The organism is Deferribacter autotrophicus, assembly GCF_008362905.1.
Lineage (GTDB): Bacteria > Chrysiogenota > Deferribacteres > Deferribacterales > Deferribacteraceae > Deferribacter > Deferribacter autotrophicus.
In genome coordinates this window covers 85,780-110,539 of the sequence record NZ_VFJB01000003.1, presented here as the reverse complement: position 1 = coordinate 110,539, position 24,760 = coordinate 85,780, and the positions used below count along the sequence as shown (strand labels likewise).

Genomic DNA, 24,760 nt, shown 5'->3' with positions numbered 1-24,760 from the left:
AATGGCTCAGTTAATTGATGGAAAGCTTGTTGCGTCAAAAATTAAAGATGAAATAAAAGATAAGGTTTTGAAATATAAGCAGGAATACAAAAAAGTTCCTGGACTTGCAGTTATACTTGTGGGGAACGATCCTGCCAGCAAACTTTATGTGGAAATGAAAACAAAGGCCTGTGAACAGGCCGGTATTTACTCTATTAATCACAGAATGAGCGAATCGGTTTCAGAGGAAGAGTTGATCTATGTTATACAGATGTTGAATGAGAATCCTATGGTAGACGGTATTCTTGTGCAGTTACCGTTACCTAAGCATATTAATGAATTTAAAATTATTGAGGCCATAGATTATAATAAAGATGTGGATGGCTTTCATCCTTATAATATAGGAAAGCTGGTAAGAGGAAATCCTCTTTTTTCTCCATGTACTCCCCTTGGTATTATAAAACTTTTGGAAGAGTATAAAATAGATGTTTGCGGTAAGGATGTTGTAATTGTAGGGGCCGGTAATATTACAGGAAAACCTCTTGCTTCTATGCTTTTGAATATGAATGCCACTGTTCAGGTTTGCCATATTTATACTGAAAACTTAAAAGAGAAAACAAAACAGGCGGATATTCTCATAACTGCTGTGGGAAAACATAAACTGATAACTGAGGATATGGTGAAAGAAGGAGCGGTTTTAATCGATGTGGGTATATGTAAAGTGGGTGAGAAAGTATGCGGCGATGTTGATTTTGAAAATGTTAAGGATAAATGCTCATACATAACTCCTGTGCCTGGTGGTGTTGGTCCTATGACAATTGCAATGCTTTTATACAATACATTGCTCTCTTTTGAACGTAAAATTGGTATAAAAGGTTAGATGGACACAATTGTTGCACCTATTACACCTTTATTTAGAAGTTCTGTAATAACAATCAGAATATCAGGTTCGAAAGCCTTCGATATAAAAAAATATCTTTATGTAAATGGCAAGCCTTTGCAAGATTTAAAATATAGATATGTTTATCATGGTGAATTTATCTCAGAAAATGTAGAAGATGATTGTGTTTTTTATTTTTTCAAAGGGCCAAACTCTTATACCGGTGAAGATGTGGTGGAGATCTCTTTTCATGGCAATCCTTTAATCGTGCAGAATGCATTACAAGATATTTTCAAATTGGGTATCAGATTGGCAGAGCCTGGTGAGTTTACTAAAAGAGCGTTTTTAAATGGAAAAATCGATCTTGTGCAGGCTGAAGCCGTTTATGAATTGATAGAATCCAGATCAATTACAGGAATCCATGCTTCCTTTAAAAAATTGAAAGAAGGGTTACAATCCCAGTTGAGTATAATTAAGGACAATCTTATTGATCTGTTGAGTGTTGTTGAGGCATATGTGGATTTTCCTGAAGAAGATTTAGGGGATTATGAGCTTCAATATGTTTATAATAAACTTGATGATGTTATAAAAAATCTGCAATTTTTGATAAAATCGTTTGAAATGAACAGGTATAACAGTGAAGGTGTAAAGATAGCGATTGTGGGAAAACCAAATGTAGGTAAGTCATCTTTAATGAATTATTTACTAAGGGAAAACAGGGTAATTGTTTCTGAAATACCTGGAACAACAAGGGATATAATAGAAGAAGAAATTTTTATAAAAGGGTATCCTATAAAACTTATAGACACAGCAGGGATTAGAGAGTCAGCAGATCAGTTGGAAAAAATAGGGATTGAATTTTCAAAAAAGAAGCTTGGTGAGGCTGATATTATTTTAGCTCTTTTTGATTTAAGTGATGAGCTTGACGATATGGATGAAGAAATTATGAAACTGGTAAAAAATAAAGAGGTAGTTATAATTGGAAATAAAGTTGATAAGAAAAAAATCGAGTTTGACTGTGATGTGGAAATTTCTGTTAAAACAGGTGAGGGTGTTGAGCAACTATTTGAGATAATTGAAAAGAGGATAAAAAATCTTGTTTCGTTGGGTGGCGAAAACGGGATGATTTTGAATGAAAGACAAAAATTTGTATTTGAAGAAATTCTTGATGTTATAATTGGTGTAAAAGAGAATTTTGAAAAGAGAACACTTGATATTCTGGCGGTGGATTTACATTATTGTTTAAATAAGATTTCAGAAATTACAGGTGAAATTTACACAGAAGATATTTTAAAAAATATTTTTACAAAATTTTGTATTGGTAAGTAGTTAACATTTTTTAAGTGTAAATAATCATAAGAATTTGTTAAAAAAATAGGTTAGTTAATTTAATAAACAGAAAATATATTATGATGACTGTAAATAAGTCATTGCAAGGATCAGGCACCATTGTGAGGGTGCTGGATTTAAATATTAACAAGATCGCTATTGGGCGAATTGACGGGTGGAGAAGGGCGAATTACAATGATGATTGTGATGCTAGGAGGCACAGTGGGTCTAATCACCAAGTTGTCATGCGGATGCAATTTTAGGTGGCAACTAAATAATGTTTCACGTGAAACAATGGAAGGTGTGTGATGAATCTTGTATATGATAAAAGCTATGATGTGATTGTAGTTGGTGCAGGTCATGCTGGTTGCGAGGCTGCTCTCGCCGCAGCAAGGATGGGCGCAAAAACTCTATTAATTACAATTTATGTGGAAACCATAGCTCAGATGAGCTGCAATCCAGCCATTGGTGGACTTGCAAAGGGGAATATTGTCAAAGAGCTTGATGCTCTTGGCGGTGAAATGGCGAAAAATATTGATGATACCGGAATACAGTTCAAGGTTTTAAATAAAAAGAAGGGTCCTGCTGTTAGAAGTTCAAGGGCCCAAGCTGATAAAAAACTGTATAGAGAACGAATGATTTCTGTATTGATGGATGAGCAAAATCTTGATGTGAAGCAAGGGGTTGCTACAGATATTCTGGTTGAAAATGGAGAAGTTCAGGGAGTAGTTGTAGATTACGGGTTATTTTTTAAATCAAAAAAGGTGATATTAACAACCGGTACTTTTTTAAACGGGCTTATACATATTGGAGATAAAAGATATCCGGCAGGTAGGGCCAATGAATTTGCATCGGTAGATCTGGCAGAAGCTTTGAAACGAATTGGGTTTACTCTAGAAAGATTGAAAACCGGGACACCCGCGAGACTTGATGCTGCAACAATAAATTTTTCTGTACTTGAGGAGCAGCCAGGGGATAAAGAGCCTAAAATGTTTTCCTTTGAAAATGATAGTCCAAAACTTCCTCAAATATCATGTTATATTACATATACGAATGAAAAGACTCATCAAATAATTAAAGAGAATATGCACAGATCACCGCTTTATGCTGGTGTAATTAAAGGGATTGGCCCAAGATATTGCCCATCAATAGAGGATAAGGTAAAAAAGTTTCCTGATAAAACTAGACATCAAATTTTTTTAGAGCCTGAGGGGCTTGATAGCAGAGAAATTTATGCAAACGGATTTTCTTCATCCCTTCCTATAGATGTTCAAATCAGTATGTATAGGTCTGTAAAGGGACTTGAAAAAGTGGAGCTAATTAGACCTGCTTATGCCATAGAGTATGATTTTGTGCAACCTACAGAGCTTTATCCAACCCTTGAAACCAAAAAAGTTAAAGGGCTGTATTTCGCAGGCCAGATTAATGGAACAACAGGTTATGAGGAAGCTGCAGGGCAGGGGTTTGTTGCTGCAGTGAATGCCGTGTTATCTTATGATAATAGAGATTTTATTTTGCGTAGAGATGAAAGTTACATTGGTGTGATGATCGATGATCTTGTGACTAAAGGTGTGGATGAACCTTATAGAGTTTTTCATTCAAGGAGTGAGTACAGACTTCTTTTAAGAGAGGATAATGCAGAATATAGATTGCTTGAACACGGTTATAAACTCGGATTAATCAAAGAAAGTAGATATAAAAGGTTTTTGAGCGAAAAGAAGATGCTAGAGGAAGAAATTGATAGGTTAAAATCAATAAAAGTAAGGCCAGATAAAGAAACTCAAAGTTTGTTAGAGAAGTATAATGTGAAGCTAACAAACCCTGTGACTTTGTACGATTTGCTGAAAAGACCAGAAGTTGATTATAAAATGATAAGAAAATTTTGGGGTGGTGTTGAAAACGAAAGGGTTGCAGAACAAGTGGAAATTACAGCTAAATATGAAGGGTATATAAAGAAGCAGTTGTTAGAGGTAGAACGTTTTAGTAAAATTGAGGATGTTAGGATTCCTGATGATATTGACTATTCAAAAATTAAAGGGTTTAGAAGGGAATTTGTTGAGAAATTTACAAAGATTAAGCCTAAAACATTAGGGCAGGCATCTAGAATTCCAGGTGTGACTCCTGCAGCCATATCACTTCTCCATATTTATATTGAAGATGAAAAGCGGAAAAGAAATATTTAAAAGTTATTTTGATAATGAAAATCTGTTAGAGTTATTAGATTATTTTTATGAAATCCATAAAAATGCGCCAATAAATTTAACTGCAATCAAGGATTATGATGATTTTTATATAAAGCATTATCTAGATAGTCTATATATTTTTAAAATTTATAATCTAAATTTTCAATTACTTATAGATATCGGTTCTGGTGGTGGTTTTCCTGGGATTCCAATAGCACTTTTATATCCAGATAGAAATATCATCCTTGTTGAAAGTATTAAAAAGAAAGCTGATTTTTTAAGGGTTGCAACAAAAGAACTTGGGTTAAAGAATGTAGAAGTTATAAATGATAGATGTGAAAATATGAGAAATATTTATCCAGATTTTATTACTGCAAGAGGGGTGGCAACGGTTGACAAACTTTTTAAATGGACAAGGAATGTTTCACGTGAAACAAAGTGTTTTCTTTTTTATAAAGGTGAAAAAGTGGATGAAGAAATTAAAAATGTTCAAAAGTTTATAAACAAAAACGATATGAGGGTTGAATATGTCAGGATGGAAGAGCCTTTTAAAAGGACTTATACTATCATTTATCGTAATGATTATAGCCTGTGTCCCAGAAAAACAGATTGATGTCACTAAAGTTAAAAAAGATTATACTCCACTTTTTTATATAACAAAAAATCCTTCAAAAGATGATGTTTCTTTTTATAAAGCATTAATTGCCAGTGAGAGAAAACAGGACAAGATAAATGGGAAGGTCTTGTTAGGTGGATACTATTACAAAGTTGGTAAATATAATAAAGCTAAAAAACTTCTTGAAGATGTTCAAGGTATTGAAAATAAAGATGTTGAATACGCAAGATTGTTGTGGCTTTTTGATATATATTTAAAGGAGAACAATAAAGAAAGAATTAATAATGTCTTAAAAGAAGCGTTAAAAATGAATAATAGAAATAGGCTTTCAAGCCTTATTTGTTCAAAATACCCGATAAATCTCACAGGTAATGCTTGTCTCATAGCTGTCTATAATAAAAAATTTAGTAATAAAACTGATAAAGGAGATATAAAGAAGATTGAAAAAGAAAAGGAAATTAAGATTAAAGAAAAAGTTGCAGATATTTTAAATATGATTGTGGATAATCAGAGCGAAGAAAAAAAAGAGGAGAGAAAAAAAGAAATTTTTAGTGAGAAAAAAATCTGTTTAAATACTGAAAGTTTTGATAGTAACGAAGTAAAAGGTATTTTGTACAATATCAAAAAAAATAAGCTGGATTACTTAACGGAAATTGGCGAAAACTGTGATGGTAGATGGTATTTTAATGAAAAAACTGAAGAATTGTTAGATAAAAAAAGATTAGATAAGGTATTTTTTGGAATTGATTATAATGAAATTTTTGAAGAAATAAAAAATTATCTAGCATTAAATGATATATACAATTTTTATGTAATAACTAATTATGAATTAAATATTGCTGAAGATAATATTACAGTTATTAATTCAAGTATGGATGCTTTGAAAAATTTCTTCGTAACTTTTAATGATGAATATGATAATGCTACTGAATACTATTTCGTGTTTTTAGGTAATTCTGAAGAAAGTATCAAGTTTGTACCATTGTTGAAATATTATGCTAAGGATCCAGAACTAATTAATGTTATAATAGGAACAGACATCTTTAAAGAAGAATATCTTGATGAAAATTTTTACGAATATTTCAAGGGCACAATAATTGTGGCTCCAATTTGTGAAATATGTGATAAATTACGCAAAGATTTTTTTAAAGGATTTGAAGATTTTTATAATAGCAAAGGGGATTTTAATTCAGTTTTAGGCTACGATATTGTTACATTTATTGATGGTGAATTGAATAATATTTTTGGCGTGAAAAGATATTTAAGTGGAATAGTGGGGATAAAAGATAATAAGGTTTACAGGAATTTTGAGTTTTTTAAAATATTAAGTAAAAAAAGAATTGAAAGACTATTAAATTAGTCATGTGAACTTTAGGAATTATAAATATTTGTTTATAATATACCAATTTTTTGTTTTTTGGTATTTGGAGATTATTTATGGTTGCAAATATTCGTAATGGTAGTAAAGGTTATAGAGGTAAAATATACTCAAACTTTACTACCCCTAGTTCCCTTACTACTCTTACTACCCCTAATACATCTACAACGAAGATAATTACATTTCCTCAATTTTTGTGAATAGTACGATTTATTATAATTGGGAGGACTCCAGTCTGATTATTCCTTGAAGTAATATATCTATTTAGTTATAATTTAATAAAAAGCAACTGGAGGAATTTTATGGTAAAGATAAAATGGTTAGGGCATGCTGCAATTTTAATAGATGGTTCAAAAAAATTACTTATAGATCCTTATATAAAAGGAAATCCAGTGGCTAAGGTTGATATAGATGAAATTATAGTTGATTATATTTTGGTAACTCATGGACATCCAGATCATATTGGAGATACTGTTTATTTGGCAAAAAAGAAAAATGTACCAGTATTAGCAATTTTTGAGATTACAGCATATTTACAAAGTAAAGGAATAAATGAAATTGTTCCTATGAATATAGGTGGAAGGAAAAATTTTGATTTCGGTTGGGTTAAGATGGTACCAGCTGTTCATTCTTCATCAATCATGGAGGATGGCAGAATAATCTATGCGGGCAGTCCAGCTGGATTTGTTATAAATATTGATGGTAAAACCATATATGTTGCTGGTGACACTGCACTATTTAAAGATATGGAACTGATTGGTGAATTATTAAAACCTGAAATTGCAGTACTTCCAATAGGTGATAATTTTACGATGAATACTGAAGAAGCAATACATGCAGCTAGACTTTTAAATGTTAGAAGAATTATACCAGTACATTATAATACGTGGGATATAATAACTGTTGATATGGATATATTTAAGAGAAAATGTAATGAACATGGTGTAGAGCCTATTATTCTGGAGGTTAATGAAGAATATGAGCTATAATACTATTACAAGATTATCAAAAGAGGATGCTGCGAAGCTATTTTTAAATTCTGATTTAATGGAGCTTGGTGAGCTTGCAAATAATATAAGAAAAGAGTTACATCCAGATGGTATTGTAACATTTGTTATTGATAGAAATATAAATTATACAAATGTTTGTGTATGCAAATGTAAATTTTGTGCATTTTACAGAGATAAAGAAGATGAAGATGCTTATGTGTTGGATAAAGAGACTTTAAAAAGAAAGATAGATGAAACAAAAGAGCTGGGTGGGACTCAGATTTTATTACAAGGAGGATTGCATCCTGAGCTTGGTATTGAATTTTATGAGGATATGTTAAAATTTATAAAAGATCAGAATATATGGATCCACGGGTTTTCCCCACCTGAAATAATTCACATATCTAAAATGGCTGGCTTATCTGTAGAAGAGACACTGGAAAGACTCATTAGAGCCGGACTTGACTCAATACCTGGTGGCGGAGCAGAGCTATTGGTGGATAGTGAGAGATCAAGAATTAGCCCAAATAAAATCAATTCAGAACTATGGTTAAAGGTGATGGAGATTGCCCATAAATTAGGATTGAAAACTACTGCAACAATGATGTTTAAAAAAGGTGATAGTATAGAGTATATTTTGGAACATTTGGATAAAATTAGAAAATTACAAGATAAAACAGGCGGCTTTACAGCTTTTATCCCGTGGCCATTTCAGCCTGATAATACCGAATTGGGTGGTGAACATGTCACTGCCTATGAGTATTTAAAAGTGTTAGCACTTTCAAGGATATACCTTGATAATATAAAAAATATTCAGGTTTCCTGGGTGACCCAAGGGCCTAAAATTGGTCAGATAGGACTTTATTTTGGTGGCAATGATTTTGGAAGTTTAATGATTGAAGAAAATGTGGTGGCTGCCTGTGGTGCCACCTATAGAATAAGCTTGGAGGATATGGTGCATAATATCAAAAGGGCTGGATTTATTCCTGCCCAGAGAAATATGCAATATGAAATTTTAAGGGTATTTGAATGACAGAAAAAAGGGACTTGTTGGATATCCTTGTTGAAATAGCAGAAATTATGAATAAAACCAAGGATGTAGATAGTTTATTGCAGAGAATTATTGATTTAGCGAAAACTTATTTAAAAGTTAAAAGAGTTTCTGTCATGCTTATTGAAAATGATAAATTAAAAATTGTTGCAGCTGTGGGTCTAAATTTTGATTATAGCAATATTTGTATCAATCTTGGTGAGGGGATAAGTGGGAAAGTGGCAGCTAGCGGTGAAGAGATTGTAGTGAATTATGCAGATGGCGTGAAAAAAGAGTTGGGTTATTCGGCAAAATCATACATGTGTATCCCTCTTAAAACGAGTGAAAGAGTTATCGGTGTTTTAAATGTAACTGATAAAGAAAACGATTTTTTTACAGTGGAGGATGTCAAAATTGGTAAATATATAGCATCTCAATGTGCTTTGGCTGTAGAAAGATTCAGGTTGTACGAAGAGGAGAAACGAAGTGAAAAGTTAAAATTAATCGGTAAATTTACAGCATCTATTGCTCACGATATAAAAAATCTTTTAAATGTAGCTCAAGGCTATTTAGAGCTGTTAGAGATTGAAATTTCAAATAATAAAGTACTTAGAGAGTATGTTGATTCAGTTGTTACAGAACTAAAAATTATATATGGATTAACATTAGATGTTTTAGATTTTTCAAGAAACAGTATTTTGCTGACTAGAGAGCGTGTAAGGTTGTCTGAATTTCTTTCATTAATAGAAAAGCACACAAAAATTATGGTTAAGTTTCTAGATATCAAATTCGAAATTAATTGTGATTTTGATGAAGAAATAGTTATAGATAAAGAAAAGCTTTTTAGAGTTTTTATGAATTTAATAAATAATTCTGTTGAAGCATTATATGGAGTAGGAATAATCAGAATTGATGTTAGAAAAAATGATAAATTTTTGATTTTTGAGGTATATGACAACGGGATTGGTATTAAAAAGGAAAACCTGGAAAAGATCTTTGATCCATTTTTTACTTCTGGTAAGCTAAAGGGGACCGGTTTGGGGCTTGCTGTGGCAAAAGAGATAGTCAAGGCCCATGATGGAGAAATTATGGTTGATTCTAAAGAAGGGGAGTATACAAAATTTATTATTAAACTGCCGGTTATTAAATGAAACTTTATTTTTTAAATAAAGATGAGAAAAATAAATTTATTGAGATTTTAAAAAATAAGTATCAGCTTGATGAAAGTGAATTTAATATTTACGAGAATGACGATTCTCTTGAAGCAGATATTTTTACAGATAAAGTAATTGATGCTAAACTAGAATTAAAATTTTTAGATAATGATTTGGTCCTTAAAATTTCATTATTTCCAGCAATTAATGGAAAAAATTTAGATATTGATAGTATAATCGAAGCTATAAAATCAGAAGGTGTTAAAGAAATTATTATGGATAGATTAGTAGAAGCATATAATATTTTTCAAAAAAATTATATAATTACAAACATAATAGTTTCTAAAGGTTTTAAATCTATACATGGAAAAGATGCAAAATTGATAATAAATTTTAATGAAAAATTACAACCTGCTAATAATAATTTTGATGGAAAAGTAGACTTTAAAGAAATAGGTAAGATTATAAATGTTAAAAAAGGAGATTTACTATTAACGAAGATTTTACCTACAAAAGGTGTGCCTGGAATAACAGTTAAAGGAGCTGTGATCCCTGCAAAAGAGGGGAAAGATATTGAGATTACAGTGATTGAAGGAGTAGATGTTGTAGAAAATGGACGGAAATATATAGCTAGTATTGATGGTTATGTAGTTTTTGAAAAAAATAAAATTGCAGTATATCCCGTATACACAGTAAAAGAAGTAAATTATGAAACAGGAAACATAAATTTTGTTGGCACTGTGCATGTCTTAGGGGATGTTTTGGGTGATTTTAAGATAAGAGCATCAAAGGATATTGTGATAGATGGTGTGTGTGAAGATGCAGAACTCATTGCTGATGAAAATATTTATATAAAGACAGGAATAAAAGGAAAATTAAGAAATAAAATTTATGCTAAGAAAAATATTGTTTTTAATTTTGCAGAAAATGCTAAACTTTATGCTGAAGGTGATATCATAGTTAATAATTATATGCTTAATTGTATGGCAAAGGCTGGAGGCAAAATTATTGCTACAAGTGGAAAAGGACAGATTGCTGGTGGAGAAGTAGAGTCATATGGGGGGATAGAGTGTAATAAATTAGGAGCTAAAGGAAGTGAAAAGTTTAGAATTGTTGTGGGAGTGAATCCTTTTTATATTGAAAGATTAAGAATATTAGAAAAAGAGCTGGAAAAATATACTCAAAACTTAAATAAAATTGATGCTACATTGAAGCAATTAAATTTAAAAGATGAAAATGTTTTGAATAATAATAAAGTAAAACAGATGATAATTCTAAGAAAAAAGATTGTAATGAAGATAGATGAAATCAAAAGAAATATAGAGATGTTGAAAGATAATTTATATAATGAAAAGGCAAAAATAAGGGTAAAAGGTGTTATTCGCACTGGTATTGAAATACAAATTTGTAATGCATCAACAAAGAATGTTGAAGAAATAAAAAAAGGATTATATTTTTTAGAGCCAAAATATAATCAAGTAGGTTGGGTGAGTTTAGAAGGGCTTAATGAAACAGATGATTGATCATATTTTAGTAAGAGGGGCTAGGCAGCACAATCTTAAAAATATTGATGTAGATATTCCTAAAAACAAGCTTGTAGTAATTACTGGTGTAAGTGGTTCTGGTAAGTCTTCCCTTGCCATTGATACGCTTTATGCTGAAGGGCAAAGGCGTTATGTGGAATCACTGTCAGCTTATGCAAGACAGTTTTTAGAGTTGATGGAAAAACCGGATGTGGATTCTATAGAATATTTGTCCCCTTCCATATGTATTGAACAGAAAACTATAAGCAGCAATCCAAGGTCTACAGTGGGAACTGTGACAGAAATTTATGATTATTTCAGATTACTTTATGCAAGGGTTGGAGATGTATTTTGCCCATCTTGTGGAAAACTTATACAAAAGTATTCTGTTCAGCAGATTGTGGATAATATTTTAAAATTTCCCATAGGAAGCAAAATTGAAATCCTTGCGCCAATAGTAAGAGGCAAAAAGGGGGAATATAAACAACTTTTTAAAAAGCTTTTAAAAGATGGATTTGTAAGGGGATATGTGGATGGAGAGCTGGTAAGGTTTGAAGATGAGATTGAGTTAAATAAAAATGTCAAGCATGACATATCTGTGGTGGTGGATAGAATTAAAATTAAGGAAGATATCAAAAGAAGGGTTACCGATTCTGTGGAAGTGGCTTTGAGGTTGGCTGAAGGACTTGTTAAAGTTAGAAACGAAGAGAATGAAACACTTTATAGTGAACATTTTTCTTGCCCGGATTGTAATGTAAGTTTTGCTGAAATTGAGCCAAGAATTTTTTCTTTCAACAACCCTTATGGAGCATGCCCTGTTTGTGATGGGATCGGAGAAAAGATGATTTTTGATATAGATTTAATTGTGCCTGATAAGGATAAGTCTATAAGGGAAGGAGCAATAAAGCCCTGGGAGAAACTAGATGATTTCTATTTTTACAATACATTGATAGCATTGAGTGAAAAATATAAGATAGATTTGAATAAACCATTTAAAAAGTTAACAGATGATGAGAAGAAAATAATTCTTTATGGAGTGGATGAGCCGTTAGAACTCTTTACTTTTAAAGGTGAGAAGAAGGTCTTCTATAAAAAGAAATTTGATGGTGTTATCGGATATTTGAAGGAAAGACTTTACTCCGGGATAAAAAGTGATGTGGATTTCGTAAAACAGTTTATGTCAGAGATGCCTTGTGAAACGTGTAACGGTACAAGATTAAAAAAAGAGTCTTTATCAATTAAAGTAGGTGGAAAAAATATTGCTGAAATTTCTTCAATGACTATTGAAGAGTTACATGATTTTGTTAGTAAATTAAAATTTGAAGGATTTAAGGCTTCCGTAGCTGATAAGATATTGAGAGAAATTAAAAGAAGGTTGAAGTTTTTGCTGGATGTGGGACTTGATTACATAACGCTGGATAGAAAGGCAGGGACGTTAAGTGGGGGCGAATCACAACGTATAAGACTGGCTACCCAGATTGGTGCAGGGTTGACCGGTGTCCTTTATGTTCTTGATGAGCCGAGTATTGGTTTACATCAGAGGGATAACGGTAGGTTGATAAGTACTCTTAAGGGTTTAAGAGATATAGGAAATACCGTATTAGTGGTAGAACATGATGAAGATACCATCAAAGAAGCTGATTGGGTAATAGATATGGGCCCATACGCCGGTAGAAAGGGTGGTGAAGTGGTATTTTCTGGGACACCTGAAGAACTAATGAAAGCGGAAAATTCTTTAACCGGCAGCTATTTATCTGGAAGATTAAAAATCGAAGTTCCTGAAAAAAGAAGAAAAGGTAATGGTAAAAGCCTTAAAATTATTGGTGCAAAAAGACATAATCTTAAGAATATAGATATTGAGATACCTCTAGGAAAAATTGTTTGTATAACGGGAGTGAGTGGCTCTGGTAAGTCCTCATTGGTAATAGATGTCCTTTATGACTCTATTTTGCGAAAGTTGAGAGGGCAAAATGTAAGAAAAGAAAACTGTGAAGACCTTGTAGGTATTGAGAATATTGATAAAGTAATAGATATTGATCAGAGTCCCATTGGCAGAACTCCTAGGTCAAATCCAGCCACTTATACTGGAGTTTTTACAGACATCAGAGAAATTTTTGCATTGACTGTTGATGCTAAAAAACGTGGATATAAAATGGGAAGATTCAGTTTTAATGTGAAGGGGGGTAGGTGTGAAAATTGTCAGGGGGAAGGGTATATAAAGATAGAAATGCATTTTTTACCCGATATGTATGTAAAGTGTGATGTGTGTCATGGTTTGAGATACAACAGAGATACACTTGATATTAGGTATAAAGGTAAAAATATCGCAGAAGTGCTTGATATGACAGTAAATCAAGCATACGAATTTTTTGAAAATATTCCAAAACTGAAAAACAAACTTGAGATTTTGAGGGATGTGGGGCTTGGGTATATAAAACTTGGTCAACCCGCCACGACCTTATCAGGCGGAGAAGCTCAAAGGATAAAACTTGCAAAAGAGCTAATGAAACGCATGACCGGCAAAACCCTATATCTTTTCGATGAGCCAACCACCGGTTTGCATATGGATGATATAAAGAAATTGATAAATATATTTTATAGACTTGTGGATAATGGAAATAGCGTTATAATAATCGAGCACAACTTGGATGTGATAAAGTGTGCCGATTATATAATTGATTTGGGGCCTGAAGGTGGGGATAGAGGTGGTAGAATTGTGTTTCAGGGGACACCTGAAGAATGCTGTTTGTGTGAAGAGTCTTATACTGGGAAGTATTTAAGTGAAAAATTATATGTTCAGAAATAAATTTTTTATTATTACTCTAGTATTTCTGCTTTTCAGTTCTCTGGCATTTGCAGATCTGATTGATGAGTATAATTCTGCGAAAAAGGATCTGCGGTACATTGAAAAATCAAGAAGAGTGTCAAGACAGTCTTACATTTTAACGGCAGAAAAGTTTTATAAAATTTATGCAAAAGCTCCACGTTCATCTTTAGCTGATGATGCTCTATATCTTTGTGCAAAAACTTATATGAAAAGTTATTACAGATTTAAGAATAAAAACGATTTGACTAATGCTCTGAAATATTTTCGACTGCTAGCTGCAAACTATAAATCAAGATGGGCAGCGGATGCTTATTATAAAGCAGCTTATATTTATTATTTGAAGAAAGACTATGTTAGCGCAAAGTATATGATTAAAAAATTGAGAGCAAAATATCCAAGAAGCTCGAAGGTTAAAGATGCAAAAAAACTATTAGCAAAGATAGAAAAAAATACAAAACCTAAGCAAATCAAAAGTAGTGTTAGAAAAACGGCATATACAAGTAATAATTCAAAAAACGTTAATATCAAAGGGATAAGATATTGGAGTAATGAGGATTACACGAGAATTGTTATAGATTTGAATAAACCAGCTAAATTTGAAAAACATTGGTTAAAGAAAAATGAAAAGCTTAATCTACCACCGAGACTTTTTGTAGATATTTACAATTCAAGTGTTGTGGGAAATATCCCTGAAGTCATTAATGTTAAAGATGGATTAATTAGCAGGATTAGATGGGGAAGATTTAAAGACGGTGTTACGAGAGTAGTTCTTGATACTATTTCAGTAAAAGAATTCTCAGTTTTTCAATTGATAAACCCTGCAAGAATTGTAATAGACGTTACCGGTGAAGCGAATAAGTCAATACTGGCGAGTAGAAGAAACAATTCTAATAAAGAAGGTAATTATTCTGATACATTAGCATCGGTTTTCGGTTTGAAAATAAAAACTATTGTTATAGACCCAGGGCATGGTGGTAAAGACCCAGGATGTAACTATTACGGTTTAAAAGAAAAAGATATTGTTCTGGATGTGGGGCTTCATTTGAGAAAACTGTTTAAGGAAAACACAAAACTGAAAGTACTGATGACAAGGGATAGGGATATCTTTATTCCTCTTGAGGAAAGGACTGCGTTTGCAAATAAAAATAGAGCTGACATTTTTGTATCAATACATGTTAATGCAAGTAGAAATCGGAGAGCTAAAGGTGTGGAAACATACGTATTGAATGTAACTAAAGATAAATCTGCACTGGAAGTGGCTGCCTTTGAAAACCAGGCAACAGAGAAATCCCTTTCAGATCTTCAGGGTATTTTAAAGGATATTATATTGAACTCTAAGCTTGAGGAGTCTCTGATTCTTGCAAAGAGCGTTCAGGATAGTTTGGTTTATCATATTAAAGAGAATAGTTTAGGTGTAAAACAGGCACCTTTTTATGTCCTTGTTGGAGCTAAAATGCCTTCAATTCTTATAGAAACAGGCTTTTTAAGTAATAAAGTAGAAGCAAGAAAATTTGCTACTAAGAAATACAGAGGGGAGATTGCAGAAGGTATATTTAAAGGGTTAATGAAATATATTAATAAATATAACGGCAGATAGATGCTAAAAAAAATTTTTCTTAAACTGACACACTTTATTCTTGGTAGTATTCTATTTTTTTTTATTATATTGCTGCTTTTAAATATTTTTTCAGCTCAGATTTTAAATTTTTACATCTCAAAAACTTTTGATGATAAGGTAGTTATTCATATCGGAAAAGTTAAAAGAGTTTTTTTGCCGATATATCTTGATGTGGGGGATGTTTACTTTGAAACTAAAAAAGGTTCATTATTTTTCAAAGAAGGAAGTTGTGAGTTAAACTTAAGAGCTTTTTTTTCCAAAAAACCTTTTGTTAACCTTTCTTTTAAAGATATCGTTTATGTAATTAAAGAGAATAAAAGAGGAAAAACTAATATAAAATTTTTATTTGATGCCCCATTTCCTTTTTATATTATCAGAAGTTTAAGTTTTGAAGATTTGATTGTTAAAAAAGAGTCTGAAGATAGTATTGTTATTGAAAAGCTTAATGTTCAAAACAAAGATAGATTTCAAATAATTTTACGGAATTTTTCTGTTTTTGAAAAGAAGTTAAAAATCAATGATATCAACTTTGAGTTAAACGGGAAATTATTTAAACGTAAGTTATTAATTCAGAATGCTAATGTTCAAGGTATAGATATAGATGGAAAGTTTAGTGGATATTTGGGAAAAAAAGGGTATGAAGCCAGGTTTCAGTTTACTTTTGGAACAGCTTTTTTGAAACTTTTTGATAGTAAGTTAACAGGAAATACAAAAATAACAGGTAAGATAACAGATGGAAAAATTAATGCTGAAGTTGTTACGGAAAAGCTTTACTATGGAAATGATCCTGTCCTAATAAAAGGGAATTTTGAAGGTACATTGAATGATCTTCATTATGCAATTAAAAAATTTCAGTATCGAAATATTGATATAGCAGCTTTTGGAAGGACAGATTTAAAGAGTTTAGAGGGAAAAGTTTTATTTAATAAACCATTGGTTATCCATCAAGATAAAGAGAGAAGTTTCACCATAAAAAATGGAAGTTATGATTTTCATTTTTTTAAAAAAATAGGTACTGCCGATTTTGTAATTATAGGTGCGGAAGATTATCGAACACATTTAGAGTTTCGTACAACTGGATCCGATATTTTCATGGAAAATATTTTTATAAACAGTAGTAGTGCAAAATTAAAGGGGCATGGGAGTTACAAAGGGAAGTCTTTGAAATTATTTTTTAATGGGGTGGTGAAAAATAATAAAGAGTTAATAAAATTACTAAATTTTTCTCATCATATAAACATATCTTTTGAACTTAAACTAAATAATGAAGGTTTTGTTGCAAAGGGTGTTTTTAAAGGGTTGTCACCTACGAAGTATCATAATTTGAAAATCAGTAACTATAACGGGGATTTCAAGTTTGATAAGGGGATTCTCGATTTTAAGGTTATAGGCTTTATTCAAAGGGGTAAGGTTTCAGTGGTTGGACAAATTAAGAAAAAATTTAATGAATATAAAGTTAAGGTTGATAGATTGCCTTTTAATGAAGTGCTTGGTTATTTTGGTGTTAAAAGCTGGATAAATTTCCCTGTTAGTGGTGAAACCGCTATCAAGGTTGTTGATTCGAAAGTTTTTGTAAAAGGAAAGGTAAATAAGGTTAAAGATATTGATTCTTTGAAAATTAATTTTAGTTACGAAAGTAATAGACTACATATTGATAATCTTGTTTATAAAAACAAGAAATATAAAAACCCAGGTTATATAGATTTTAAACACAACAAAGTTAATTTTTCCATAAGAGATAAAGACTTTAAATATAAATATGAAGCGTTTCAGATTGCAGGTTTGAGTATAAAAGTTAAGGGAAATCTTTTAGACCCGAAGGTATTGGCAAGCGGTAACGTTATACATACAAAATTAGGCAAATTTGAAGCTCTTTTATCTGGGAATCTCAATAATTTAAAGCTTAAATTTTATGATGAAGGGGTAAAAGGTGATTTTAATATAACTGATTTACAGATGTTAAATGGTGTAATAGCCATTAATAATTACAATATTGAAAAGGATGTTAAGATTAGTTCATTTATTTATTTGAAATCTGAAGATTTGAAAAATTTTAATTTTAGCTCAACAAAGTCTTTAATTTATTATGGAAACTATATGGTGGAATTGAATGATTTGCGAGGTAATTATAAAGATGGAATTTTAATTTTAAAGGGAGGCAACTTATCGGGTGACTATTTTAAAAATTTGAAAATCAAGGAAGGGTTTTTTTCCTCTAAAAACTTTAATTTGAAATTAGTTCCTGAAAGAATTAATTTTGAAAATTTTGTTGTTCTTCAAAGTGAAGGTGAGCTTTTAATAACAGGTGATTATGAAAATTTTGAGATTTTTGCTGACGTGTATGGCAAAGGTGTAATAAATGTTCCCGAGCTTTATTTGAATGTAGATGTTATATCTTTTAATCTGAATATTAATCGTAAAAGGATTAGCGCTTATTTAATTGGTAAGAAGCTTGATACATATATCAGGGTTTCTATTTTTTCCGAAAATTTGTACCAATTGAGTCAGTATAAAATGATTTTAACGGGTAAAAATATATTTGTTTCCAAAGACGGATTTTCAGGTGTTTTAAATGTTAATATCACTAAAAACAGAGGTGAGAATGAAATTAAGGGGGATTTCTTTATTACTAAAGGTATTTTTAATTACAAGAAAATGAAAACGATTTCAACTTCATCTGAAAAATTAGATTTTCCTTTTGATTTTGATATTCATATATACAGTGTAAAACCTGTTAAGTTGATTGATGATTTTGTGGATGGAAAGGCTTTTGTGAGATTGAATGTGGTATATAAAAAAGGTAAGCTAGATGTAACTGGGTTAATCAAGTCGGTTGAGTCATATTTGAGAATTGCAAATGAAAAATTTTTTGTAGAGGAAGGTTATTTAAAAATTGAAGGTGATAGACCACCTTATATTTATACAAAAGCAGTGGGAACTGGGAGTTTTAGTTATCTAACGATAAAAATTTATGGTTTTTTGCCTGATTATACTGTGGAAATTGAGGACTTAAATCCAAATAGTAGAGAGAATATTTTTAATAAAGCAAGAACCCAATCAAAGAACGTAATATCATCATTTTTTACAGGATCTTTATTAAGGGAGTTAACAGGATATACGGAAAAATTGCTTGGAATAAATAAAATTGGTTTGGAAGAGACTTCAGTTTCAGGAACAAAAATGAAAGATTATTTTAAAATAGGTCGCAAATTTTCTGATAGGTTAGAAATAAAATATTTGGTGGATACAGAGGGGAAGGGTGAGGGGTTTGTAATAGGGGAATATTTATTATTTGATTGGTTAAAATTCAATATAACTTATTCTAACAAAGAGGGCTCTGGTGCGGGTATTACTTTTTTTACTGATTTTTAGTATTTCGAACATTTTTGCTTTTGAAAATGGTGACTTGAAAGATTTATGTCAAAAATACGGGTATCAAGTTGCCAGTGAAATAAAAGATATTTTTAGACTCGAAAATACAATATTATATAAAAATTGTGCTGTTAGAAGTGCTAATTTAAAAAAATATACGGTTACTTTAAAAGGGAATTACGTTTATTTAGATAGCACTCTATTAAGGGTTGCGTTAATTAGAAGAAAAGAAATTGTGGAAGATGAAGCTCAAGCTGCAGTAAAAAGGATTGAAAAGTTTTATAAGGATAATGGTTATATTGATGCAAAAGTTGGTTTTACTTTGAAAAATAATAAATGTGTTATTGATATCAAAGAGGGTGATTTATATATCATTAGTGGGATTGAGTTAACCAATGTTCCATTCAAATATAAGATGATGCCTTTTAAAATTTTTTCTACGAAAAAACTTAATGAAGTAATAGGTGAGATTAAAGAAAAATTAAGAGAGAATGGTTATTTTGATGCAAAAATTAATTACAGTATTGAATATGTAAAATACAATTACCCTTTTTTCAATAAAGATAAGTTTATCAGTAGTATTATTTCTGTCTTACCATTTTTTCATAAGATTGTGAAATTAAAGATAAATGTGGATACGGGGGAAAAATACAACATTGTAGTCAAAGGGGTTGTTGATAGAAAAACTAAAAAGGAAATTATTAAACTTTTTGTTAAGAATGTTGAGCGTATAGATAGTTTTTATGTGGGTTTTTTTAAAGAAAAAAGTACTGATTTATTAAGATCACTAGGTTATGAAAATGGTTACGTTGATGTAGAACTGAAGGATAACATCATTCTTATATCAGTTTTTTTTGATAAATTTTTTAAGCATATTGATATTAAGCTTAATATTACTCCTAAAAATAGTAAAATTGAAACAGATATATTTGATTATTTGAAAACGAGTGTATTTGATTTAGATACAAACAGATTAGCATCTCTTTTAAAAAAAGTTGCTTTTAATGAAGGTTACTGTAATCCGAAAATTAAACGTGCTTATGCCAAAGAAGATATTTCAGTCTATGAATTATATGTTGATATCAGTCTTGGGAAACAATGTAAGATTGGAGAGGTTTTTTTAAACAATGAAAGAGTACCTTTAAATTTGAGTTCTATTAAATTCAGTGATATTGAAAGAATAAAAAATGAATTAATAAAGCAGTATGATAATAGATATTTTTTTAGATATGTGAATTTTGAAAAGTTTGAAGTAAAAGGGGACAAGGTTGATTTATATTTTAAAGGGGACTTAAAGGAATACAAGTTAAAAAAATTGATTTATTACGATAGGCAAGCCATTTATAAATTAGCTGTTAAAAGGTATTTTAAGAAAGATAATAAAATTACAAAGTATAAGATAGATAAGATTAGAAATTATTTAAAAAAAGTTGGTTTTTATAAAGAAAGTTCTGTTGCTGTAATTCCAATTAATGAGGATGAAGCTTTAATTGCTATATATAATAAAGTTGAGAATAGAAATCAGATTTATGGTGGTTTTGGCTTTACCTCTGTGAGTGGATTAAATGCCTATGTGGGATATAAAAGATTCGATTTTCTTAATCACAATCTTAATTTAGTTCTTTTTAAATCTATGGATGAAGAAAGGGGGAGTCTGAATTTATTGGGTTATAATTATCTTGGTGAAGATATCTATGATGAACTAAGTTTTACTTACAGATATAAAAAAGAAAATCATTACAAAATCAACTCAAAAAAAATTGTTATTCAACTTTCGAAAAACTATATTGATAAAACTATTTCAACAAACCTTATGTTTGATGAGTTAAGAGAGTATAATTTAGAGTATGATTTACAACTTCAAAATAGGATTGATGAAAAAAAGGAGATAGTAGGAATTGGTGGAAGCTTTACTCTAAAAGACTTTGATATGTTCATAAATCCATTAAATGGTTATGCGCTTAGTTTTTATGGAAATATATATAAAAATGTGGAAAAATCCTTTTTTTACAAAGCAAACGTTGGAAGTACTTTCTTTAAGTCATTACTTAATGAGAAATACTTATTCTCAATCGTATTAAAAAGTGGAAAACTATTTGGTAATGAAAATTCCATACCTTTAAGTTATCGTTTTACGCTTGGGGGACCGCAGATGATGAAAGGGTACGGTGTAGATGATATTGGAGAAGAAGATTCTACGGGTAAGATTTATGGTGGGAAAAGTTATTTTTATAATGAGGTAACTTTTAATAAACTAATTAAAAGAAATGTATTGATAGGTCTATTTTTTGAAGCTGGCAATGCGAATGATGGTTACAATGATATTTTTAAATATAAAGATTTAGGAATACTTTTTGAGTTGAGAACACCTATTGGCCCCTTAAAATTGAGTTATGCTAACAATTATCTTTTCAGTGAAAAAAAATCACAAGCCTTTTACATTACCTTTGGTAGGGTTTTCTAAAAGAACAAAGCTTAGTAGGTTATCCGGCCGATGTCTGATAACTGCTTCTGCTTTGCTTGCTAAGGGCAGGGGTTTGTCAATTAGACCTCATATTTTTCTGGAGTCACCCCATTTTTTCGGAGACTGTTTTGAATTATAATTATATATCAATAAATTATGTTGAATTGTTTGTGGGAAAACATTTTTCTCATCGTATATTAGAAATATGGAATAAACAATTAACAAAGAGTTAAAAAAAGGTTATGTAATGTATGGAGCACTGAAGGTGAACAAGGACATTTTTCTCATTGGTTGTAAGAAACCGTTGAGAATGTTGTCCCCACCTTCAGCTTTCCAAATACTGGACGGAACATTAGGCTACGAGCCTGTATTATGTTGCGATGATAGTATAAAGGGAAGCAAAGCTCAAGAAAAAATATAGGAGACATTATAAAATGAGAAGATTTGAAAATGTGGTAGGTATTGATGTATCAAAGTCGACATTGTCAATAAGTTTTTATGATGGATCTACGCACAAGTATTACGAGACGAGCAATAGTGTAAGATCTTTTACTAAAGATTTTCTTAAGAAAGTAAAAGGAGTAGATTGGTCGAAAGTACTTTTTATGATGGAAAGTACAGGAGTATATCATTTAAAATTAGCCACCCATTTGAGTAGGGAGTTAGGTTACGAAGTAAGTGTAGCTAATCCGATGTCAATAAAGAAATATTCAGATATGAATTTAAGGAAGGCAAAGACAGACAAATCGGATTCCAAATTGATAGCGGAATATGGGCTGGAATATGGTTATAAATGGAGATTTAAACCTAAGGATGAATTATATTATGAGATAGATAGTCGTTTAAAAGCAATAGAGGATTTTCAATCTCAGATAAATAGATTGAATAATCAGATAGAGGGATTTAGCCAATTGCCATATGAACAAGAAGAGGTTATATCGTGTTATAAAGATGTAATTTCCGCCTATAAGAGCAAGATTAAGAAATTGGAGCAGGAACTAGAGGTTTTGTTGAAAAGTCGTTATAGAGAGGAATATGAGTTAGTTATGAGTATTCCTGGAGTAGGTATGAAGTTAGCGTCGATAGTGTTGGGCAAATTGGAGTGTTTTCGTAATTTCAAGAGGGCGAAGGAGGTTGTTAGTTATATAGGTTTGTGTCCTTCTATTAGGGAATCTGGGACATCTGTAAGGGGAAGGGGACATATATCAAGGAGAGGAAATGCTTATATAAGGAAGATATTGTTTGTATGTTCATTGTCAGCGATACGGTATAATAAATTTTGTTCAAATTTGTATAGAAGGCTTTTATCATCAGGTAAAGCGAAGAAATTGGCGATAATAGCAGTAGCGAATAAATTGATAAGGCAAATATTTGGTGTATTAAAAAACGGTAGGCCATATGATCCAGAATATTTAAAAAATTTAACAGAGGTTACAGAAAATGGTTGACAATTAACACGGAACATTCTCACAAAACGTCCAGTTTTGTTCCGAGGCAAGTTCCTCTAAAACCGCCATCCATGGCGGTTTTATGGGAACTTGAACCCGAAAAATGTTTTCCCACAAACTCATTAAAAAAAGTTTTGTAAAAAATGGGGTGACGCCAGGACCTCATATTTTTTACTTAGTTTGTCCCATTTTTCCACAATTTTTATAAAATTATTTGAAAATTAGAAAGATTTTTTTAGGGCGATAAAGAACATCTTTATTTTAGTTGGCGTTTTTTATAAGCCAACTAAAATAAGACAAAATTTATCTTAAAAAAAGTCTTGACAAACGCAGTTGTTTTAATTAGAATTATTATAAATAAAACATGAGGAGGTAACTAAGATGAGTTTAGTGACAAAAAAAGCGCCACTTTTTGAAGAAGATGCTGTAGTAAACAAGGAATTTAAAAGGATTAAGCTTGAGGATTACAGAGGAAAATGGGTTGTTCTTTTCTTTTATCCTCTTGACTTTACATTTGTATGTCCTACTGAGATTACAGCTTTAAGTGATGCGTATGAAGAGTTTCAAAAGAGAAATTGTGAGATTATTGGTGTTTCTACCGATAGTAAGTTTTCACACCTTGCTTGGATCAATACTCCGAGAGAGGAAGGTGGACTTGGTGATATTAAGTATCCTCTTGTAGCTGATTTTACAAAGAAGATTTCTGAAGATTATGGTGTACTTTTGCCAGGTGGTATGGCATTGAGAGCTACATTTATCATTGATCCTGATGGTGTGGTTCAGTTTGAACTTATTCATGATTTAGGTATCGGTAGAAATGTTAAAGAGATTTTAAGAAGCTTGGATGCTCTTCAGTATACAAAAAAACATGGTGAAGTATGCCCTGCGGGTTGGGAGCCAGGAAAAGAGACAATGGTTCCAGATCCAGAGAAGATGAAAGAGTTCTTTAAAAAGGTTCCACAGGGGCACTTCTAAATAGAACCTCCCAAATTTGCCGTCCGACCTATTCGGACGGCTTTTTTATTTTTCTTTAATTTTTCTAAGTTCATCTTTTAATTCTAATAATATTCTTTTTAATTCTGCTTCATGCCCTTTTTCTTGTTCTGCTAAATTCTGGAAGAGATTTCTTGCTTTTTCAGATGTTGCTTTTTTAGCAGCAGAAAGGTAGAATTTCATCGCTTCAACTTCTTTGGGAATTCTGAGTAATACTACTTGTATCATTTCTTCAATGGCTCTAATTTTTTCTTTTTTATCTTTATCCATAATATACTCCTAACTTGGCCAAGTTATTTTACCACCGTTGTACGCAATAAAAGTAAGCGTAGGAATGATTAAAGTGTATAAGAAAAAATAAATATAAAATATTATACCAGAAGTTGAGGATAAATCAGGATGAGAAGACCTGATAATCAGAGTTAAAAAGGATATCAAGCTAAGTAAAATTGAGAAAACAATTTTGTATTTAAATATTTTGGTGAATGTTGCTTCATAATTTAACCACCAGCTAAGGATACCTGATAAAACAGCAGGAAATATTGATAAAAATGCGCAGACAAGTGCATAATATGATGCTTTTTCAAAGTAAACATTTCTTGTAATTAAATGCAATAAAAGCATGAAATAACCAAAGTAAAAAATTCCCATTGGGTAATGTATAAAGATTGGATGGGGATGTAGTTTTGTATATAAGACTCTAAATTTATCTTTTTTATCTTCTACTTTTTCAATATCATCTTCCAACTCGGCGACAAATTTTATATTATATCTTTGCAGCACTTCCTCAGTATGAGGCGCCATACTAATAAAATCGGTAAGCTCTTCACCGGCAGAGTGTCTATTTGCATGTTTACCATTTTTCCAGAGTTTACTGTTAGTTACATCATAAACTTTGTTTTTATATATGATGTAGGCGGGTTTTCCGTTTTCTCCGTTAAATTCTTTTACTTCATCTCTTTTCATAACATCTCCTA

At 31.2% G+C, this 24,760-nt stretch carries 17 protein-coding genes; 15 read left to right on the top strand and 2 right to left on the bottom strand.

Annotated features, from left to right (window positions below; all coding sequences use genetic code 11):
• Position 1 precedes the first annotated feature (1 nt).
• The 15 genes from folD (at position 2) to FHQ18_RS02510 (ending at position 23,765) form a co-directional block, all read left to right on the top strand.
• Positions 2-859 carry a bifunctional methylenetetrahydrofolate dehydrogenase/methenyltetrahydrofolate cyclohydrolase FolD gene (folD, locus tag FHQ18_RS02580; RefSeq protein WP_149265608.1) on the top strand — a complete coding sequence of 286 codons (858 nt, stop codon included), beginning with the start codon at positions 2-4 and terminating at the stop codon, positions 857-859.
• Positions 860-2,188: a tRNA uridine-5-carboxymethylaminomethyl(34) synthesis GTPase MnmE gene (gene mnmE / locus FHQ18_RS02575; RefSeq protein WP_149265607.1), complete on the top strand. Its 1,329-nt coding sequence runs from the start codon at positions 860-862 to the stop codon at positions 2,186-2,188.
• Positions 2,189-2,496: 308 nt separating this feature from the next.
• Positions 2,497-4,371, top strand: coding sequence for a tRNA uridine-5-carboxymethylaminomethyl(34) synthesis enzyme MnmG (mnmG, locus tag FHQ18_RS02570; protein WP_149265606.1), 1,875 nt, complete (start codon positions 2,497-2,499; stop codon positions 4,369-4,371).
• Positions 4,346-4,984 (top strand): 16S rRNA (guanine(527)-N(7))-methyltransferase RsmG, encoded by a 639-nt coding sequence (gene rsmG / locus FHQ18_RS02565; RefSeq protein WP_149265605.1) that lies wholly within the window; start codon positions 4,346-4,348, stop codon positions 4,982-4,984. Before mnmG ends, rsmG begins: the two co-directional genes overlap by 26 nt.
• Positions 4,899-6,347 carry a tetratricopeptide repeat protein gene (locus FHQ18_RS02560; protein WP_149265604.1) on the top strand — a complete coding sequence of 483 codons (1,449 nt, stop codon included), beginning with the start codon at positions 4,899-4,901 and terminating at the stop codon, positions 6,345-6,347. Before rsmG ends, FHQ18_RS02560 begins: the two co-directional genes overlap by 86 nt.
• 320 nt (positions 6,348-6,667) lie before the next feature.
• Positions 6,668-7,354, top strand: a complete 687-nt coding sequence (locus tag FHQ18_RS02555; protein ID WP_149265603.1) for a metal-dependent hydrolase — start codon at positions 6,668-6,670, stop codon at positions 7,352-7,354.
• Complete coding sequence (gene mqnC / locus FHQ18_RS02550; RefSeq protein WP_223144569.1) at positions 7,344-8,387, top strand: cyclic dehypoxanthinyl futalosine synthase; 1,044 nt, start codon at positions 7,344-7,346, stop codon at positions 8,385-8,387. Before FHQ18_RS02555 ends, mqnC begins: the two co-directional genes overlap by 11 nt.
• Positions 8,384-9,535 carry a GAF domain-containing sensor histidine kinase gene (locus tag FHQ18_RS02545; protein ID WP_149265601.1) on the top strand — a complete coding sequence of 384 codons (1,152 nt, stop codon included), beginning with the start codon at positions 8,384-8,386 and terminating at the stop codon, positions 9,533-9,535. The genes mqnC and FHQ18_RS02545 overlap by 4 nt, the downstream gene beginning before the upstream one ends.
• On the top strand, positions 9,532-11,061 hold the full coding sequence (locus tag FHQ18_RS02540; RefSeq protein ID WP_149265600.1) for a flagellar assembly protein A: 1,530 nt from the start codon (positions 9,532-9,534) through the stop codon (positions 11,059-11,061). Before FHQ18_RS02545 ends, FHQ18_RS02540 begins: the two co-directional genes overlap by 4 nt.
• A complete protein-coding gene (uvrA, locus tag FHQ18_RS02535) occupies positions 11,054-13,867 on the top strand; it encodes an excinuclease ABC subunit UvrA (protein ID WP_149265873.1) in 2,814 nt (937 codons plus the stop codon). The genes FHQ18_RS02540 and uvrA overlap by 8 nt, the downstream gene beginning before the upstream one ends.
• A complete protein-coding gene (locus FHQ18_RS02530; RefSeq protein ID WP_246798622.1) occupies positions 13,842-15,485 on the top strand; it encodes an N-acetylmuramoyl-L-alanine amidase in 1,644 nt (547 codons plus the stop codon). The genes uvrA and FHQ18_RS02530 overlap by 26 nt, the downstream gene beginning before the upstream one ends.
• Positions 15,486-18,878, top strand: coding sequence for a translocation/assembly module TamB domain-containing protein (locus FHQ18_RS02525; protein WP_149265599.1), 3,393 nt, complete (start codon positions 15,486-15,488; stop codon positions 18,876-18,878).
• A complete protein-coding gene (locus tag FHQ18_RS02520) occupies positions 18,847-21,342 on the top strand; it encodes a BamA/TamA family outer membrane protein (protein ID WP_149265598.1) in 2,496 nt (831 codons plus the stop codon). The genes FHQ18_RS02525 and FHQ18_RS02520 overlap by 32 nt, the downstream gene beginning before the upstream one ends.
• 434 nt (positions 21,343-21,776) lie before the next feature.
• Positions 21,777-22,790, top strand: a complete 1,014-nt coding sequence (locus FHQ18_RS02515; RefSeq protein ID WP_149265152.1) for an IS110 family RNA-guided transposase — start codon at positions 21,777-21,779, stop codon at positions 22,788-22,790.
• A 381-nt stretch (positions 22,791-23,171) separates the two neighbouring features.
• The gene (locus tag FHQ18_RS02510; RefSeq protein ID WP_149265597.1) at positions 23,172-23,765 is read left to right on the top strand and encodes a peroxiredoxin; all 594 of its coding nucleotides are present in this window, start codon (positions 23,172-23,174) and stop codon (positions 23,763-23,765) included.
• Positions 23,766-23,810: 45 nt separating this feature from the next.
• Here FHQ18_RS02510 and FHQ18_RS02505 read toward each other — a convergent pair whose 3' ends face one another.
• Together FHQ18_RS02505 and FHQ18_RS02500 are read right to left on the bottom strand one after the other, a co-directional pair.
• The gene (locus tag FHQ18_RS02505; RefSeq protein WP_149265596.1) at positions 23,811-24,053 is read right to left on the bottom strand and encodes a ferritin family protein; all 243 of its coding nucleotides are present in this window, start codon (positions 24,051-24,053) and stop codon (positions 23,811-23,813) included.
• Positions 24,054-24,062: 9 nt separating this feature from the next.
• Positions 24,063-24,749 carry a DUF2231 domain-containing protein gene (locus FHQ18_RS02500; protein ID WP_149265595.1) on the bottom strand — a complete coding sequence of 229 codons (687 nt, stop codon included), beginning with the start codon at positions 24,747-24,749 and terminating at the stop codon, positions 24,063-24,065.
• Between the last annotated feature and the right edge of the window lie 11 nt (positions 24,750-24,760).